Annotated in this window: 13 protein-coding genes; 7 read left to right on the top strand and 6 right to left on the bottom strand. The window is 42.7% G+C overall.

Annotated elements, in window-relative coordinates:
- The first annotated feature begins 9 nt into the window (after positions 1-9).
- The 6 genes from AB5062_RS05535 to nagA all read left to right on the top strand — a co-directional run bounded on the left by AB5062_RS05535 (position 10) and on the right by nagA (position 11,823).
- The gene (locus AB5062_RS05535; RefSeq protein ID WP_012056031.1) at positions 10-2,334 is read left to right on the top strand and encodes a glycoside hydrolase family 20 protein; all 2,325 of its coding nucleotides are present in this window, start codon (positions 10-12) and stop codon (positions 2,332-2,334) included.
- A gap of 186 nt (positions 2,335-2,520) precedes the next feature.
- Entirely contained in the window at positions 2,521-3,648 is a 1,128-nt protein-coding gene (locus AB5062_RS05530; protein WP_118292390.1) for a cyclically-permuted mutarotase family protein, read from the top strand.
- Positions 3,645-5,699 (top strand): family 20 glycosylhydrolase, encoded by a 2,055-nt coding sequence (locus AB5062_RS05525; protein WP_005840414.1) that lies wholly within the window; start codon positions 3,645-3,647, stop codon positions 5,697-5,699. The genes AB5062_RS05530 and AB5062_RS05525 overlap by 4 nt, the downstream gene beginning before the upstream one ends.
- 26 nt (positions 5,700-5,725) lie before the next feature.
- Positions 5,726-7,978, top strand: a complete 2,253-nt coding sequence (locus tag AB5062_RS05520) for a GH92 family glycosyl hydrolase (protein ID WP_005840412.1) — start codon at positions 5,726-5,728, stop codon at positions 7,976-7,978.
- Positions 7,979-7,980: 2 nt separating this feature from the next.
- Positions 7,981-10,485 (top strand): beta-galactosidase GalB, encoded by a 2,505-nt coding sequence (gene galB, locus AB5062_RS05515; protein WP_118292391.1) that lies wholly within the window; start codon positions 7,981-7,983, stop codon positions 10,483-10,485.
- Positions 10,486-10,659: 174 nt separating this feature from the next.
- Entirely contained in the window at positions 10,660-11,823 is a 1,164-nt protein-coding gene (gene nagA / locus AB5062_RS05510) for an N-acetylglucosamine-6-phosphate deacetylase (protein ID WP_005840408.1), read from the top strand.
- Between the two features lie 223 nt (positions 11,824-12,046).
- On the opposite strand, the gene AB5062_RS05505 is transcribed toward nagA, so the two are convergent.
- The 5 genes from AB5062_RS05505 to AB5062_RS05485 all read right to left on the bottom strand — a co-directional run bounded on the left by AB5062_RS05505 (position 12,047) and on the right by AB5062_RS05485 (position 15,591).
- Positions 12,047-12,700 carry an ATP-binding cassette domain-containing protein gene (locus AB5062_RS05505; protein ID WP_005840406.1) on the bottom strand — a complete coding sequence of 218 codons (654 nt, stop codon included), beginning with the start codon at positions 12,698-12,700 and terminating at the stop codon, positions 12,047-12,049.
- Positions 12,697-13,626: a hypothetical protein gene (locus AB5062_RS05500; RefSeq protein ID WP_118292392.1), complete on the bottom strand. Its 930-nt coding sequence runs from the start codon at positions 13,624-13,626 to the stop codon at positions 12,697-12,699. Before AB5062_RS05500 ends, AB5062_RS05505 begins: the two co-directional genes overlap by 4 nt.
- A 76-nt stretch (positions 13,627-13,702) precedes the next feature.
- Positions 13,703-14,281 (bottom strand): hypothetical protein, encoded by a 579-nt coding sequence (locus AB5062_RS05495; RefSeq protein WP_005839691.1) that lies wholly within the window; start codon positions 14,279-14,281, stop codon positions 13,703-13,705.
- 12 nt (positions 14,282-14,293) lie between these two features.
- Entirely contained in the window at positions 14,294-14,767 is a 474-nt protein-coding gene (locus tag AB5062_RS05490; RefSeq protein ID WP_005839693.1) for an RNA polymerase sigma factor, read from the bottom strand.
- A 152-nt stretch (positions 14,768-14,919) separates the two neighbouring features.
- Positions 14,920-15,591, bottom strand: a complete 672-nt coding sequence (locus tag AB5062_RS05485; RefSeq protein ID WP_005851301.1) for a hypothetical protein — start codon at positions 15,589-15,591, stop codon at positions 14,920-14,922.
- Positions 15,592-16,073: 482 nt separating this feature from the next.
- On the opposite strand from AB5062_RS05485, the gene AB5062_RS05480 reads away from it, so the two are divergent.
- Positions 16,074-16,700 carry an HU family DNA-binding protein gene (locus tag AB5062_RS05480; RefSeq protein ID WP_005839697.1) on the top strand — a complete coding sequence of 209 codons (627 nt, stop codon included), beginning with the start codon at positions 16,074-16,076 and terminating at the stop codon, positions 16,698-16,700.
- 214 nt (positions 16,701-16,914) lie between these two features.
- Here AB5062_RS05480 and AB5062_RS05475 read toward each other — a convergent pair whose 3' ends face one another.
- Positions 16,915-18,294 (bottom strand): TolC family protein, encoded by a 1,380-nt coding sequence (locus AB5062_RS05475; protein ID WP_117596742.1) that lies wholly within the window; start codon positions 18,292-18,294, stop codon positions 16,915-16,917.
- Positions 18,295-18,325: the final 31 nt, after the last annotated feature.

Genomic DNA, 18,325 nt, shown 5'->3' with positions numbered 1-18,325 from the left:
ATATCTATTATGAAAACTTTAATGGGCCTTGCAGGGCTGACAATGGCAGGTTTTATGCTTTTATCCTGTAACACAGAAGTGAAAGAAGCAAATTATCAGATAATTCCGTTACCGCAGGAAATTTCGGTAATGGATCAGGCTGCTCCGTTTATTTTGTCAAATGGAACTAAGATAATGTATCCGGAAGGCAATGAAAAAATGCAAAAGAACGCTGAATTTTTGGCAAGTTATATCAAAGATCTTACCGGAAAGTCATTGGCTGTACAAGCCGGTACAGACGGCAAAGGAATAATCCTGCAATTAGGTGGAAATGCTGAAAATCCTGAAGGATACCAGTTAAAGGTAACCAGCGACCAAGTGGTTATTTCAGGACCTACGGAAGCCGGAGTATTTTATGGCATCCAGACGTTGCGTAAATCTATTCCGGTAGCACAAGGAGTGGATATCGCTTTACCGGCGGTTGAAATCAATGACTATCCTCGTTTCTCTTATCGTGGTGCAATGTTGGATGTGTCACGTCATTTTTTCCCGGTAGATTCAGTAAAGCGTTTTATTGATATGCTGGCTTTGCACAACATCAACCGTTTCCACTGGCATTTGTCTGAAGACCAGGGATGGAGAATCGAAATCAAGAGTCGTCCTGAACTGACTGAAATAGGTTCTAAAAGAGCGGAAACGGTTATCGGACATAACTCGGGAAAATATGATGGCAAGCCTTATGGTGGATTCTTCACACAGGAAGAAGCAAAAGAAATTGTAGCTTATGCTGCCGAACGTCATATTACGGTTATACCGGAAATTGATATGCCGGGACACATGCAGGCTGCTTTGGCTGCATATCCTAACTTGGGCTGTACTGGTGGTCCGTACGAAGTATGGAAAATCTGGGGGGTATCAGAAGATGTGCTTTGCGCAGGAAATGATGAAACCTTGAAATTCATTGAAGATGTATTAGGGGAAATTATTCAGATTTTCCCGTCAGAATATATTCATGTAGGTGGTGACGAATGTCCTAAGGTACGTTGGGCAAAATGTCCAAAGTGCCAGGCTCGTATCAAGGCTTTAGGTCTTAAGTCTGACAAGAATCATACTGCCGAGGAAAGATTGCAGAGTTTCATTATCAATCATGCAGAGAAGTTCCTGAACGGACACGGACGTCAGATTATCGGTTGGGATGAAATTCTGGAAGGCGGATTGGCTCCCAATGCCACTGTAATGTCATGGCGTGGTGTTGCCGGAGGTATTGAAGCCGCAAAACAGAAACATGATGTAATTATGACTCCTAATACTTATTTGTATTTCGACTATTACCAAACCAAGGATATTGCTAATGAACCTGAGGCTATTGGTGGATATGTACCCGTTGAAACAGTATATAACTATGAGCCGATGCCGGCTGATCTGACTCCGGAAGAGCAGAAATACATCATTGGCGTACAGGCCAACTTATGGACTGAATACATTCCTACCTACAGTCAGGTAGAATATATGGAATTACCCCGTATGGCTGCTTTGTCTGAAATTCAGTGGACCATGCCGGAAAAGAAAAACTATGAAGGTTTCTTGAAGCGTTTGCCTCAGTTGGTAGATATTTATGATGTTTATAAATATAATTATGCCAAGCATGTCTTTGATGTAAATGCTGTATTTACTCCTAATCCGAAAGATGGTACGCTGGATGTTACTTTGTCTACTATTGATAATAGTCCTATCTATTACACTTTGGATGGAACGGAACCTTCCGCTGCTTCCCAGTTGTATACGGAAACATTGAAATTGAAACAGAATTGTACTTTTAAAGCGATTACTGTACGTCCTGCAGGAAATAGCCGCGTGGTTACAGAGGAAATTGCTTTTAACAAGGCTAGTATGAAACCTGTCACTATGTTGCAACCGGTAAACAAGCAATATGAATTCAAAGGCGCTCCCACTTTGGTGGACGGATTGAAAGGTAACGGTAACTATAAGACGGGCCGTTGGATTGCTTTCTATAAAAATGATATGGAAGCAGTTATTGATATGCAGCAACCGACAGAAATCAGCAGCGCTTCTATTTCTACTTGTGTGGAAAAAGGTGACTGGGTGTTTGATGCCCGTGCTTTTTCTGTAGCTGTATCCGAAGACGGAAAGAACTTTAAGGAAATTGCTTCAGAAAAATATCCGGCAATGAAGCAGGATGACAAGAATGGAGTGTTCAACCATACGTTGACTTTCGATCCGGTGACTGCCCGTTATGTGAAAGTGACCGCTTTAGCGGAACATAGCATTCCTGCTTGGCACGGTGGCAAAGGAAATCCGGCTTTCTTGTTTGTTGATGAAATTTCATTAAATTGATAGTTATATTCAAATAATGACTGTGTGCCAAAAGTGTGATAGAGTACCGTTGGGCGTGAGGTGGAATGCCTCCGTCCATATGCGTAAGGAATGTTGTGTTTGCGTTGGTGCAATCCGTTTCTGGGGCAAGCGGGATGGCTGATTTGCTTTTGGCACACTTTTTATTATTTGCTTCACCATGAAAACATGATCAGAAAAATAATATATGGCGTTTATGCGATACTGGGCATGATGACAATGGCTGCTTGTAGCGGTCAATCGGATGCTTCTGAAATATCTCTTGAGAAAATGCATGGGTTCCCTACAGAGAATACCGGTTTTCTTAAGGGAGTTTCTGCATTATATGCGGGAGTGATTGAAGGAAATTTGCTGATAGCCGGAGGTTGTAATTTCCCTGATATACCGGTAGCCGATGGAGGAAAAAAAGCTTATTATCGGGATATATATATCGCCCCTTTGTCAAATGATACGGCTTTTGAGTGGAAGAAAATAGGCCAACTGCCTCAGGCAGCAGCTTATGGAGTCACTATTTCTACTGAAAAAGGGTTAATTTGTGTTGGAGGGACTACGGCAACACACAGCTTGTCTGATGTTTTTCTTTTATCTTTGCAAAAAGACACCTTGAAAAGAGAAACTTTGCCCTCTTTGCCTGTAACTATGGATAATATGGCAGGTGCATTAGTAGGACATTCACTATATATTGTCGGTGGAAATGTAAATGGCATTCCATCCTCGGCCATGTACATGCTTGATCTGTTGGATTTGTCTGGAGGATGGAAAAGAGAAACAGATATTCCGGGTGAACCCAGAGTACAACCTGTTTGCGTGGCACAAGATGGAAAACTTTATGTGTGGGGGGGATTTGCCCCGGCTGTTGAAGGGCATCAGGCTTCTTTGTCAGTAGATGGATATATGTATTCTCCGGAAACGAAAGAATGGTCATCGGTTGCCACCCCGTATGATGCGGAAGGTAATGAGATCTCTTTAGGTGGTGGAATGGGAACCTCTTTTGGCGAGGGTATGATATTGTGTGCCGGAGGAGTTGATAAGGATATATTCTTAAAAGCTCTGCAAGGTATTTATGCGGGAAAAGAATATTTGTCACATCCTGTAGAGTGGTATCGGTTTAATAGAAACCTGCTGCTCTATCATCCGCAGACGGATAAATGGACTACATTAGGCGAATATGAGCAAGGTGCGCGTGCCGGAGCTGTAATAGTTTCGCAGGACGGATTTCATTACATTATTAATGGAGAATTGAAACCGGGCATTCGTACTAATGAAATTAATAGAATTAAAGAAAAGAGAAGATGAGAAGATTGATTATATTGGCGGAAGTTGCATTGGGCTTGCTGTTTGCAAGTTGCACGAAAGAAGAGCAACGCACACTTTCTGTTATTCCCGCACCATTAAAGGTGGAATTACAGCAGGAAGTGTTTTCATTGAATTCGGAAACAGGGTTATATATAGATGCGTCTGAGGGGGACAAGAAGATTTTGGAAGATTATCTGGTGGCTTCTTCCATGAATTTGAAACCGGTAATAGCAGAAGAGGGACATAATGTTGTCTTGAAACAAGTGGCGGAACTGCCGGAGGTAAACTCTTCCGAGGGATATGTTCTGACGGTAACTCCTGATCAGGTACTTATTCGTGCAACTTCCGGGGCAGGATTGTTCTATGGAGTTCAGACTATGCTGCAAATGGTTGATGAAAAAGGATTGCCGGCAGGAGTCATTACGGATGAACCCCGTTTTGCTTATCGTGGCTTTATGATGGATGTTTCCCGTCATTTCTTCGATAAGGAATTTATAAAAAAGCAGATGGATGCTTTGGCATATTATAAATTGAACCGTCTGCATCTGCATCTTACTGACGCTGCGGGCTGGCGTCTTGAAATAAAAAAATATCCCCGTCTGACAGAATTTGCGGCATGGCGTGAGTTTCCTACCTGGAAAGAATGGTGGAATAACGGACGACGGTATGAAGAAGAAGGCAGTAAAGATGCTCACGGAGGTTATTATACTCAAGATGATATCCGCGAACTGGTGGCATACGCTCAGGAGCGTTTTATTACTGTTATTCCTGAGATAGAGATGCCTGCGCATTCGGAAGAAGTACTGACTGCTTATCCTGAGTTGTCTTGTACACACGAACCTTACAAACAAGCCGATTTCTGTGTCGGTAATGAAAAGACTTTTGAGTTTCTGGAAAATGTGTTGACAGAGGTAATGGAACTTTTCCCGTCCGAATATATTCATATAGGAGGGGATGAGGCAGGTAAAGCCTCATGGCCCACTTGCAAACTGTGCCAGGCACGTATGAAAAAAGAAGGCTTGAAAGATGTGAACGAGTTACAGAGTTATCTGATTCATCGTATTGAGGTCTTTTTGAATGCCCACGGACGTAAATTATTGGGTTGGGATGAAATATTGGAAGGTGGTTTGGCACCTAATGCCACTGTCATGTCATGGCGTGGCACGGAAGGGGGAATGAAAGCGGTTGATTCCGGCCACATGGCTATTATGAGTCCGGGTGAGTTCTGCTATTTTGATTCTTATCAGGATGCTCCTGATTCCCAGCCGGAAGCAATAGGAGGCTATCTGCCTTTGTCCAAAGTTTATTCATTTAATCCTGTACCCGATACTTTGAGTGCGGATAAAGTCCAGTTGGTGTATGGAGTACAAGCTAATTTATTCACAGAATATATTCCGACTCCGGAACATGCGGAAATGATGATTTATCCTCGTATTCTTGCCTTGGCGGAAGTTGCTTGGAGTGCCCCTTCTGTGAAGAACTATGATGATTTTCATGTTCGTGCATTGAAAGAGGTAGAGGCATTGAAAGCTGAAGGATACCATCCTTTTGATTTGAAAAATGAGATAGGAAATCGTCCGGGAGCGGATCAGCCCGTACAACATTTGGCAGTAGGTAAGAAAGTGGCTTACGGACCGGATGCCGCTTATTATCCCGGCTATTCGGCCGGTGGTGACAGTGCCTTGGTAGATGGTGTGATCGGAGGCTGGACTTATGGTGACAGGCGTTGGCAAGGTTTTATAGACAAGAAAAGAATGGATGTGACCATTGATATGGAAAAAGAAACAGAAATTCATTCTGTTGGAGCAGACTTTATGCAGGTGTGTGGACCTGAAGTCTTTATGCCTTCAGAAGTGATCATTTCCGTTTCCAATGATGGTAAGGAGTTTACGGAACTGAAGCGCATGGAGCATAAAGTAGTGAAGGATGACAAAGTGACTTTCATCAACTTTGGTTGGGAAGGAAATGCCAAAGCACGTTACATACGTTATCAGGCATCTTCGGGCGAATTCGGAGGTTTCTTGTTTACAGATGAAATTGTAGTGAAATAATAGAACTTATATAAACAACAAATAGCATGAAGAAACAAATTTTGTTATCGGCTGTTCTGGCTTGTATCTCAGTTTTTTCTGCGGCAGCACAGAAAGAGCCGGTAGATTATGTAAACCCTTTTGTGGGTACTACTAATTACGGTACGACAAACCCCGGAGCATTAACCCCTCATGGAATGATGTCGGTGACTCCTTTCAATGTGATGGGGGTTCCCGAAGGGGATAAGGATAAAGACAAGCAATGGTGGTCCACTCCATACGAATTCAATAATAAATATCTTACCGGCTTTGCGCACGTTAATCTTAGCGGGGTAGGCTGTCCGGAATTGGGATCATTGTTATTAATGCCTACCACCGGCAAACTGGATGTGGATTATCATAATTATGGAAGCTTCTATCAAGGTGAAACTGCAAATCCGGGTTATTATACCAATATACTGGATAAATACAATGTGAAATGTGAACTGACTGCCACTCCACGTACCAGTATGGCACGCTTTACTTTTCCTGCCGGACAAAGCAATATCTTGTTGAATCTGGGAGAGGGATTGACCAATGAGAGTGGTGCTACCGTTCGTTTTGTAAACGACCGTGAGATTGAAGGTACCAAATTGTTGGGAACTTTCTGTTATAATCCTCAGGCGGTATTTCCTATCTATTTTGTAATGCGTATCAACAAAGTACCGGCAAAACGCGGTTATTGGAAAATGATGCGTCCGATGGGTGTGGAGGCGCAATGGGATGATACGGCCGGTAAATACAAACTCTATACTGCTTATACAAAAGAAATAAGCGGAGATGATATAGGAGTGTGGTTTACTTACGATACCACGGCGGAAGAAGTGATTGAAGTCAGTATGGGCGTGTCTTTTGTCAGCATAGAGAATGCCCGTTTGAATCTGGAAAAAGAACAGCCTTTCGGTACAACATTCGACAAACTGCGTGCGGAAGCCCGTAAGAAATGGAACGATGATCTTTCCCGTATCAAAGTGGAAGGTGGAACGGAAGAGCAAAAAGGAGTATTCTATACCGCTATGTATCACACGATGGTTCATCCGAATATTTTGCAGGATGTAAGCGGACAATATCCACAAATGGAGGGAGATAAGATTTTGACCACCAACCGTAACCGTTACACGGTATTCTCATTGTGGGATACTTATCGTAACTATCACCAGTTGATGACTTTGGTATATCCGGAGCGTCAGATGGATATGATTCACACCATGATGGGCATGTACAAGGAACACGGATGGTTCCCGAAATGGGAATTGTATGGTCGTGAAACATTGACGATGGAAGGTGACCCTTCTATTCCTGTTCTGGTAGACAGTTGGATGAAGGGATTGCAAGACTTTGACATTGACGAAGCTTATAAGGGAATGTATAAGTCGGCCACTACTCCGGGCAAGGATAATCTGATGCGTCCGGATAATGACGATTATATGTCCAAAGGGTATGTGCCGATGGAAAGTCAGTATGATAATTCGGTTTCTCATGCTTTGGAATACTATGTTGCCGACTATGCACTTTCTACCTTGGCGGAGGCTTTAGGTAAGAAAGAAGATGCGAAATTGTTCCGCAAACGTTCTATGGGCTATAAAAATTATTATAGCAAGGATTTCGGAACCTTGCGTCCGATAACTAAAGAAGGCAAATTCTATGAACCGTTTGATCCGAAAGAAGGAGCTAATTTTGCACCTAGTCCCGGTTTCCATGAAGGTAATGCATGGAATTACACTTTCTTTGTGCCTCATGATATCAATGGCTTGGTAAAGTTGATGGGGGGCGACAAGAAATTTGTTGATAAATTGCAAAGCGTGTTTGATGAAGGGAATTATGATCCTGCCAATGAACCCGATATAGCCTATCCTTACCTGTTCAGTCGTTTCAAAGGTGAAGAATGGCGTACACAGAAATTGGTGAAGGAATTGCTGGCTAAGTATTTCACAACTAAGCCGGATGGAATTCCCGGCAATGATGATACGGGTACGATGTCTGCATGGGCTATATTCAGTATGATGGGATTCTATCCGGATTGTCCGGGTGTGCCCGAATATACATTGACCACTCCTACTTTTGATAAAGTGACCGTTCAGCTTGATCCTAAATATTGGGGCAAGAAAGAATTGGTTATCAAGAAAGAAGGACAAGGGGATTATATAAAGGAAATCAGACTGGGCAATAAGAAAATTAATAAATATTTGATTTCGCATGATGATTTGATCAAGGCAGGTGAAATTACTTTTATAGTAACAGAAAATCCTAATAAGAAATAACTATGAATACGAAACGATTTTTGTGTGCTGCGTTAGGAGCTGTTTGTTATTTTGCTTTTTTGCAAGCGCAGGTACGTACAGAGCAGACTTTCGAAAAAGGGTGGAAATTTACGCGTGAAGATAATGCGGAATTTGCCAATCCCGGTTATAATGACAGTAAATGGCAGAACGTCACCGTTCCTCATGATTGGGCGATTTATGGTCCGTTCAGTATCAATAACGACAAGCAGGAAATGGCTATTACTCAAGATGGACAGACCGAGGCGATGGAACATGCCGGACGTACCGGAGGTCTTCCGTTTGTAGGAACCGGATGGTATCGCCTGAACTTTGATGCTCCTGGTTTTGAGAAAGGCAAGAAAGCGACTTTGATATTTGATGGAGCAATGAGCCATGCCCGTGTTTATGTGAACGGGCAGGAGGCCGGTTATTGGCCCTACGGTTATAATTCTTTTTATGTGGATGCGACCCCTTATCTGAAACCGGGTGAGAGGAACGAACTGGCAGTCCGTTTGGAAAACGAGCCTGAATCATCACGTTGGTATCCGGGGGCCGGATTGTACCGCAATGTTCATCTGGTAATCAATGAAGATACGCATATTCCTGCTTGGGGGACGTATGTTACCACTCCTGTGGTGACAGACAAATATGCAAAAGTGTCTTTGAAAACTTCTTTGGTTAGCCCTGAAGGAGCTAATAAGGATAATTACCGTATTGTGACGCAGATCAAGGATAAAAACGGCAAAGTGGTTGCTACCGGAGAAAACAAGTTGAGTGTTTTTGATAATGCTTTGTTTGAACAGGAGTTTGCAGTGGCTAATCCTGAGTTGTGGAGTCCTAATACTCCGGTTCTTTATACAGCTGAATCCAAAGTATATGAAGGGAATACCTTGAAAGACGAATATACCACCCGCTTTGGTATCCGTACTTTGGAGATTGTCCCCGGCAAGGGCTTTTTCCTGAATGGAAAGCTGACCAAATTCAAAGGGGTATGTAACCATCATGACTTGGGTCCGTTAGGCGGTGCTGTAAATGATGCCGCTATACGTCGTCAGATTCGTATTCTGAAAGATATGGGTTGTAATGCCATCCGTACTTCTCATAATATGCCGGCACCCGAATTGGTGGAGGCTTGTGATGAAATGGGTATGATGCTGATGGTGGAGTCTTTCGACGAGTGGAAATCGGCAAAGATGGCCAACGGTTATCATAAAATATTTGATGAATGGGTGGAGAAGGATCTGACTAATCTGATCCGTCATTACCGTAACAATCCGAGTATTGTTATGTGGTGCATCGGTAACGAAGTACCCGACCAGTGGAATGGCAATAACGGACCAAAGCTTTCGCGTATGTTACAGGATATCTGTCATCGTGAAGATCCTACCCGTCCTGTAACACAAGGTATGGATGCGCCTGATGCTGTAGTAAATAATAATATGGCTGCTGTGATGGATGTGGCCGGTTTCAATTACCGCCCTCATAAATATCCAGAAAACTATAAGAAATTGCCTCAGCAGATTATTCTAGGTAGTGAAACAGCTTCTACAGTAAGTTCGCGTGGCGTCTATAAATTCCCTGTTGTCCGTCAGGCTATGAAGAAATATGACGATCATCAGTCTTCTTCTTACGATGTGGAACATTGTGGTTGGTCCAATTTGCCGGAGGATGACTGGATTTGGCATGAGGATAACGCATGGGGTATCGGAGAATTTGTATGGACGGGCTTCGATTATTTGGGCGAACCGACTCCTTATTATACTGATTGGCCCAGCCATTCTTCTTTGTTCGGTATCATCGACCTGGCCGGATTGCCCAAAGACCGTTACTATCTGTATCGCAGTCATTGGAACAAAGATGAAGAAACGCTGCATATCCTTCCTCATTGGACATGGCCGGGACGTGAAGGAGAAGTGACTCCTATTTTTGTTTATACAAATTATCCGTCGGCAGAAGTGTTTATCAATGGCAAGAGTCAGGGTAAGCGTACCAAAGATTTGACTGTAACGGCTGAAAATAGTGCGGATTCTGCTTCCATAGCAGATTTCAAACGCCAGAAACGCTACCGTTTGATGTGGATGGATACAAAGTATGAGCCGGGAACCGTAAAAGTGGTTGCCTATAATGATAAGGGGGAAGCTGTGGCCGAAAAGGAAATCCATACGGCAGGCAAGCCCGACCATATAGAACTGGTTGCAGATCGCAATGAAATAAAGGCTGATGGCAAGGATTTGTCATTTGTCACAGTAAGAGTGGTGGATAAAGAGGGTAATCTTTGTCCCGATGCGCAGCATCTCATCAAGTATTCTGTAAAAGGTGCGGGAACCTATCGTGCCGGTGCAAACGGAGATCCCACTTCATTGGAACTTTTCCATGTTCCGCAGATGAAAGTGTTTAACGGAATGATGACTGCTGTTGTGCAAAGTACTGATAAACCGGGAGAAATCATATTGACCGCAACAGGTAAAGGACTTAAATCAGGTAGGCTAGTTTTAATGAGTAAGTAAAAAGATTTGTTTCAATTTCCACTATCTGTGCCCCGCTTGATTTTATTAAGCGGGGCTTATTTATTAAAAAAGTTGGAAAATAATTGGGGAAATCTGTTTTAGAAAGTGAAAAAGTTGCTATTTTTGTTGGCAAATTTAATATGCCAATTAAAAATTCTAACTTATCATAGTATCATGTTGACCCAAATCATTAACGCAAAGATTCTTACCCCACAGGGCTGGTTGAAGGACGGATCTGTCCTTATGCGCGACAATAAGATTTTAGAAGTTACCAATTGTGATTTAGCTGTTATCGGAGCCGAGCTGATTGACGCTAAAGGTATGTATGTTGTTCCCGGTGGTGTGGAAATCCATTGTCATGGTGGTGGTGGCGGTGATTTTATGGAAGGTACGGAAGAGGCTTTCCGTACAGCCATTAATGCTCACATGAAACATGGTACTACCAGTATTTTTCCAACGTTGTCTTCTTCTACCGTACCGATGATTGAGGCAGCTGCCGAAACTTGTACCAGGTTGATGGCGGAACCGGACAGTCCGGTACTTGGTCTTCATCTTGAAGGGCATTACCTTAATATGAAGATGGCAGGCGGTCAGATGCCTGAAAACATAAAAGACCCGGATCCAAAGGAATATATCCCTATTGTAGAGAAGTGGGGCTGTATCAAGCGTTGGGATGCTGCACCCGAATTGCCGGGTGCTATGCAGTTTGGTAAGTATATCACAGGAAAAGGCATCTTGGCTTCTGTGGCACATACACAGGCCGAATATGAAGATATCCGTGCAGCCTGGGAGTCCGGTTATTCTCATGCTACACATTTCTATAATGCGATGCCGGGCTTCCATAAGCGTCGGGAGTATAAATATGAAGGTACAGTAGAAAGTATCTATCTGATAGACGATATGACAGTGGAAGTGGTAGCCGATGGTATTCATGTTCCTCCTACTATCTTGCGCCTGATATATAAGATTAAGGGTGTGGAACGTGCTTGTGTTATTACCGATGCTTTGGCATGTGCCGCCAGTGAAAGCAATGTAGCTTTCGATCCTCGTGTCATTATCGAGGATGGTGTGTGCAAACTGGCCGACCGTTCTGCTTTGGCAGGCAGTGTGGCTACCATGGACCGTTTGATCCGTACCTTGGTGCAAAAGGCAGAAATCCCATTGGAAGATGCTGTCCGTATGGCTTCGGAAACTCCGTCCAGGATTATGGGAGTATATGACCGCAAGGGCTCACTTCAGAAAGGCAAAGATGCCGATATCTTGATTCTTGACCAGGACTTGAATATCCGTGCCGTATGGGCAATGGGCAAGCTGGTCGAAGGAACTTGTACTTTGTAAGAACCGGCTGAATAAGAACGGAAACAGGACTTTATAAAATCTCCTTTCACACCAAACGGATTATAATTCTATTGATTTACAATTTGTTATGGTGAAAGGAGATTTTCTTTAATTATAAAAACAATGCATTATGAACAAATATTTCTTTAGGTTTTCATTCTATTTTTTCATGGTAGTTCAGTGGTAAAACCACTGTTATATTTGTTTCATCATGATAGATGAATCAGCTTTTAGTATTGCATAATATATCCTCTTCTATCTCTTCTGTTGTTTCTTCATGGTATTCTTTGTAAATACCCCCTTCGTTCAGATAGTGGATAATATCACATATTTCCCTTAGCGAGGCAATGAGATGTGAGGAAATTATCACCGTCTTTTCTTTTGCTTTCAGTTGCCGGATGAGTCTTTTCATCAGGATACATCCCTTCAAGTCCACCCCATTGAACGGCTCGTCAAGAATAAATACGTCATTGTCTTGCAACAATAATGCCATAAATCCCAGTTTCTTTTTCATTCCGGTAGAATATTCGGCAGCATACCTGTCAAGGGGCAGTTGGAAAATTTCATTTAAATGTTGAATGGTGGGTGTATTGACCGGCAGACCTTTGGCCTTCATACAGAATTCCAAGTGTTCAAGACCCGTGATTTGGGAATAAAAGAAGTTGGATGCAGACAGATAACCTGTTTTTAAAGTTTTGCTTTTGGTTATGCTTCCGGTATAATCATAGATTCCCATTATACAATTGAATAAAGTAGTCTTTCCGGCTCCATTCTCGCCCACCAAGCCATATATTTTTCCAGGGTGATACTCCAAATGAATGCCGTTTAATACTTTGACCTTACCGAAACTTTTATGTAAATCATTCACTTCTATCATAATAATCTTTTTAAGCGTTTGTGCGCATGGCAGGTCAGCAATGCTGTAAGTGCTATGCCGGGTATTAAAATAATTGGAACAAAAAGAGAGCCTAAATAAAAAGGCATTAATATACTTAATTGCACAATAAACAACAATAGGGGGGATGGGATGATATGGCGCAACATACCGATACCAATGGCATAAATTAAGGTGGCAGTATAATAAGATAAGAAAAAGAGGATTTCATCTTGGTCATAGGTAGACGCTATAAGCGCTAAGCTGAAAGGAATGGAGGTGATGAAAACATTCCATGCTATGCTTTTTAGTTGGAAAAGGCATAAAGTCTTGAAATTTTTGAAATGAAGAAGATATCTGTTGTCCATTGTTTGCAGATAGCCTGATGCCTGTACCAATCCCCATAGTATGAGACATACTTTGTTTATTTTTATATTTCCGTGTACGGTTCCTGCGGTTGCAAAAAGAAAGAGTAGGATATAGACCCAGAAAGATTGGCGGAATATTCGTATATATTCATAACTTCCTTTGTAAAGAAAAGGAAGACGGACAGGCTTGTGTTCCAGTTTTATTTCTTTCAGGAAAGGTAATAAGGCGGCGAACAGCCATAAGCCGATAGCGTCGGTAAATTGTCCTTTTATTATTTCTATTCCGGCAAAAGGTAATGCGATCAAGGTGTATTCTTTTATCAGGAACACAGAAAGATGAGGCGTTAAAGTGCGTAAAAACTCTTTGTCTTCCCGGACATTATGATAACCGGCTAATAAGAGAACGCATACCACAGGAATAGCGAAACGGTTTTCTGCTAAGAATAATATCATGATGGCAGCCACCGTTAAGATGGTAAGGAAGACTATTCTGAAGATACCCAATTCTATAACTATTCTTCCAAAATTTTTCAGACGAAGCAGCAGATACAGTTGAAACATAAAGTGCTTTTTATTCTGATTGAGGGTACAAAGGAATAAAATATCCGGCTAAGTACCCTCACTGTAGAGTGAAAATTTATTCTTTATGCTTCTTTTTCAGTTCCATCAACTCTTTATTGACGTGTGTCAATTCTTTAATTCTGTCCGATACATGATGGAAGAGGAAGTAGTCTGTCAGTACACCTGCTAAGATTAAACCAAACATTGTTATCATGAGCCACCACAGGTGGCGGTAGGTGTAAAGGAATATGCATATAAAAGGAGTTACCAGCAAATATCCGATGATATAACTCCAATTGATAAGCATTTTATATCGGAGTATATTCTTTATTTGCATTTCAAGGTTTGTTTCTTTTTTTATTTTAGTCAATAAAATAACTCCTGCAAAGTTGACTGTAAGAGCATATAGCAGAAGTCCGAATATTGCCGGCCAAAACACTAATTTACCGTTCAAATGAATAAAATCAACGAACATTAGAATCGTTACTCCTAACATAAATATAGAAGCTATTTTGTCCATCCTCAGCATTCTTTGCAGGCAACTTTCTTTTTGTCGTGACAACATTTCTATAATCTGTTGCTGATGAACCAGTTCATTCTGGCTGACCCGTTCATTCAACTCTTTCCATGCTTTTTGCAATTCTTCAAGTTCCATATAATTGTATGATTACAAGTTCGACATATTTTTTAATTTCTCTTTTATACGGTGCAGTTTTATCGCGACATTATTGCGGTTCGTTCCGGTGATTTCGGCTATCTCATCGTATGATTTCTCGTCCAGCCAGAGCAGGATAAACATACGGTCCACCTTGTTCAGTCGTTTGATGAGTGAATACATTTCTTTCAGCAGTTCGTTGTGTTCACAATCTTCCAGAATATCTACCTGCTGTTCCAAAGGTACATAGTCATACTTCTTTTTCTTTCGGAAGTCCGAGATACACGTGTTCAGGGATATGCGGTAAACCCATGTGACAAACGAACTTTCCCCCCGGAAGTTTTTGTATGACTTCCATATATTGAATACAGACTCTTGAAAAAGGTCGTTCACATCGTCCTTGTTGTCTGCATACATGAAGCATACCTTGTAAATGATGTGCTTGTATTGCACTAGCTTGTCGGCAAATTCCTGTTCTATACTCATCAGCTTTCAAAGGTGTTTTTATTAGGTTAGTCGGTGAAAAGAAGAGAAAGTTACACCTTTATGCTATAAAAGTCTTTGTATTGAAAGTAGGTATTACAGGTCTGTTCTTTCAAATGCAATGATTTGTAATTTTCTTGATGTAGCAGGCTGGATTACTTTTTGCGGACATTAAAGCATTTGTCGAAAAAGTCTTTTTTATTTTTCCCGTAAAAACTACTGTCCAGTCCTTTCCATGTCTTGGGAAATATTTTTTTAGTGAGTTCCACCTCTTCTTCAAGAATCGCAATATTATCAGTCATCAATGCCATGTTCAGTGCGCGGTTGATGCGGGAACCGGCATACCTGAGACTGTCTGTAGCATATTCTTTTATGAGGATGGCATAGGCGGAATCGGCAGACCGATAATTTTTTTGGGCGGTAAGGCTGTCTCCGAAATAATCTTCAAACATCGCTTTCATTGACCATAAGTCGGCATTGAGGGTGGATTGTTTTTCAGCTTGCCGGAGTACAGACAGAATCTCATGGTACTTTTTGCAGGCTGATAAATAACTGATTCTTCCCACATATACTTTTATATTGGTAGGGTCAATGGCTAATGCGCTGTCAAGTTTGGCCCATATTTCCTTGTCGTTTATAGATATATGTTCACTGTCATTAAAGAAGAAAGTGCTGTCTAAAGGAGGCAACCATAGGTTCCTCGCTTCTGCTACCAGACGGTTGGCTTCTTGGGTGTGGAAGTTTTCTTCGGTAGTTACGGGGTTGGAATGGTGTTTGCATGAAACCGTAAGGGTCAATAATAAGCCAAGTAAAATAGTGGTTTTCATCAGTCTGTGTATTATGGTATTAGTTTGTTGCCAACACAAAAATAGGATAAAAAAATGATATTCTTTCTTTTGCATCAAATATATTTCCTTTGATGTTTGGTTATAAACCGTTCTGTCTGTCCGCAGAATACAATGAAACCGTTGTTCTCCGCAGATACCCAATCTTTTTATCAGGGTATCTTCCTGTATATCGCGTATCCTTTTGTTTATTCATTTAGTTTTTTAAGAATGAGTCGACTACCTGATTATTTTTCTCCTTAATCCATCTTTTCCTTTATATTAAGCCTTTTTCCCCTAAAGATTAAGTATCTTTGTCCAGATGTGTTCTATCTCCATAGGTTGCGGAGTTGACTCCATAACCTTTGGAGATAACTCCATAGCCTTTGGAGTCAAGTCCAAAGCTTATGGAGATAGAATACAAAAGGAAGAGAACCCTTAACCATAGAGCAGAAAGGGCTTGCGGATACAGATCAAATCTTTTAATGATGGATATAAAATATGATTTCAAGGCCAACCCTTTCAAGGAAAAGGACGGCAAACCGGTGCTTTATCCGGCGGTAGTGGTGAAGGAAACGATTACTACCGATCACATAGTGAAGGAGTTGTCCAAGCATAGCGCATATTCGGCGGGCTGTGTGGTGGGAGTGCTACAGGAGGTGGCCGATATGGTTGTATCCCATTTGCGGCAAGGAAAAAATGTGAGGCTGGACGGCCTGGGTACGTTTTCTCTTGCCTTGTCCTCGCGTGAGGTGACAGACCGGAAGGAGATACGTGCGGCATCCGTGAGGATAAAGAAGGTGAACTTCCGTCCGGTGCCGGAACTGGTGAAGCGGGTGCGGCAGGAAACAGACATCCTCCGTGCCGAGTTCGGCTTCTTGCCTACGGTGAAAAAGCGTAGCAAGGAGGAGCGTTGGACGTTGCTGGAGGCTTATCTGAAAGAACACGGTTCCATTACACGTCTGGCCTATTCGGAATGGCTGGGGGTGGCGCGCACTACGGCGGCCTACGAACTGAAGGCTTGGTATGAGGAGAAGAGATTGGACAAAGAAGGAAAGCATTCTCATGCGGTGTATGTGCTGCGCAAGCAGGAAGGTATAGCCGAAGTATAGCCCCTTTTTTATCCGTTTGGGAATAAAAAGAGAGGGAAAGTGGTGGTGGCAGCACTTTTTACCCATAAAAAAATGTGCTGCCACCACCCGTTGAAACGCCTTGTTCATGGTGGTTCCAGTAGAGTGGGTGGTAGCAGTGGCAGCACATTTATAAAACTCCGGAGAAGGAGGGATTGCTTGTATTTGTACTCAATCTGAACTCGGAACAAGAGACTTACAGCTTGTCATGCAAGACCCCCGCCGCTTTCAGATAGGCCACGTAGTTCAGATAAAGTTGGAAACGGGCGTCAACTTTCGTTTCGTAAGCCTGTTGCCATAACGCTTGGGCTTCCAAATGGTCGGAGAGTGTTTCCAGACCTACTTCGTACTGGCTTTTGCTGACACGCCTGTTCTCTTCCGCCTGTTGCAGGGAACGGTCGGCAAGTTCGCTTTCCAGCTTTGCTTCGTCCAGATTGTTGGCGGCTTGGGTCAGTTCCAGTAACATTTGCTCGTTCAGGTTTTGCTGTTGAAGGCGGGTCTGTTCCAGTTTGGCTTTGGCTGCACGTACTTTGTTGCTGCGTTCTCCGAAATGGAACAAGGGGATGCTTACATTCAGAAGGACAGAGAAACTGGCGTCGTCCAGGAAATTCTTGTTGTTCAGTTCCAAACCATGTACATAGTCATATGAGCCTTTGATCCCTACTTTGGGAAGCAGTTCACTGCGGTTCAGTTTCACCTGCTGGCGGGCTATCGCCACTTGTTTGTCCAGTATTCCGTATTCCGGACGGCGGGTGATATCCAGTACCTGTACTTCCAGGTCTTTCTCTATCTCCGGGAAATCTCCGGAAACATGAACTTGTGTGGTCAGTGGTTTCCCTATCAGGTGGCAGAGGTTCATGGTAGCCAGGCGGAGAGCATTCTCGGCTTTTCGGATACCTAGCTCGCTTTCATTCAGCTTTACTTGTACTTTCAATACATCATTCTGAGGTTTAAGCCCATGTTTGTAAGCACTCTCTACGTTATTTTTTAGTTCCGTCAATACAGCGTGGTATGCATCGGCTACTGTTTTCATCTCCTTTGCTTTTACTACCAGAGCGTATGCCTGATCTGTTTTCTGAATGACTTCTGTTGCGGTCAGATTTTCATTCATTTGTGCCATTTCTTTGCCCAGCAAGGACATTTTGTAGGCGGCACGGATTTTACCGCCCATGTAGAGGGGCTGTTCCATTTGCACACCGCCCATATAGACCCATCCTATTTTATAGTCCAGGTTAATGCCGGGGAAGTAGGCAAAGCCTGCGGGTTGTCCCGGATTGAACTGTCCTGTTCCATCGGGCAGAAAGACGGGCAGGTTGCCTCCGGCTATGCCGTAACTACCGTCGGCATTACTGTAAAGTCCTGTTCCGCTGACGGTGAAGTTGGGGAAGAAGTTCCCTTTGTAACTCTTGGCTGTATAACGGGCACTTTCCGTCTGTTTCACGGAAGCCGCCATTTCCTTGTTGTATTTTAATGCCATTTCGCGGCACTCTTTCAGACTCAGTGTTTCCTGTGCCCATGCGGGGGTGGCAAGATGCCACAGCAGACAGCAGAGGGGGAGTATCATTGTCTTTTTCATTTATTCTCGGTTTTGTATGTCAGTGAAATGA

This window comes from Phocaeicola sp. RTP21359st1_B8_RTP21360_211022, from assembly GCF_040911965.1.
Taxonomy (GTDB): Bacteria; Bacteroidota; Bacteroidia; order Bacteroidales; family Bacteroidaceae; genus Phocaeicola; species Phocaeicola vulgatus.
This window is presented reverse-complemented; position numbering and strand designations above follow the sequence as displayed.

Coding starts and splice junctions, on each gene's coding strand:
- galB (WP_118292391.1), top strand. CDS start 7,981: ATGAATACGAAACGATTTTTGTGTGCTGCGTTAGGAGCTGTTTGTTAT.
- AB5062_RS05535 (WP_012056031.1), top strand. CDS start 10: ATGAAAACTTTAATGGGCCTTGCAGGGCTGACAATGGCAGGTTTTATG.
- AB5062_RS05490 (WP_005839693.1), bottom strand. CDS start 14,767: ATGAGTATAGAACAGGAATTTGCCGACAAGCTAGTGCAATACAAGCAC.
- AB5062_RS05530 (WP_118292390.1), top strand. CDS start 2,521: ATGATCAGAAAAATAATATATGGCGTTTATGCGATACTGGGCATGATG.
- nagA (WP_005840408.1), top strand. CDS start 10,660: ATGTTGACCCAAATCATTAACGCAAAGATTCTTACCCCACAGGGCTGG.
- AB5062_RS05500 (WP_118292392.1), bottom strand. CDS start 13,626: ATGTTTCAACTGTATCTGCTGCTTCGTCTGAAAAATTTTGGAAGAATA.
- AB5062_RS05520 (WP_005840412.1), top strand. CDS start 5,726: ATGAAGAAACAAATTTTGTTATCGGCTGTTCTGGCTTGTATCTCAGTT.
- AB5062_RS05485 (WP_005851301.1), bottom strand. CDS start 15,591: ATGAAAACCACTATTTTACTTGGCTTATTATTGACCCTTACGGTTTCA.
- AB5062_RS05495 (WP_005839691.1), bottom strand. CDS start 14,281: ATGGAACTTGAAGAATTGCAAAAAGCATGGAAAGAGTTGAATGAACGG.
- AB5062_RS05525 (WP_005840414.1), top strand. CDS start 3,645: ATGAGAAGATTGATTATATTGGCGGAAGTTGCATTGGGCTTGCTGTTT.
- AB5062_RS05475 (WP_117596742.1), bottom strand. CDS start 18,294: ATGAAAAAGACAATGATACTCCCCCTCTGCTGTCTGCTGTGGCATCTT.
- AB5062_RS05480 (WP_005839697.1), top strand. CDS start 16,074: ATGATGGATATAAAATATGATTTCAAGGCCAACCCTTTCAAGGAAAAG.
- AB5062_RS05505 (WP_005840406.1), bottom strand. CDS start 12,700: ATGATAGAAGTGAATGATTTACATAAAAGTTTCGGTAAGGTCAAAGTA.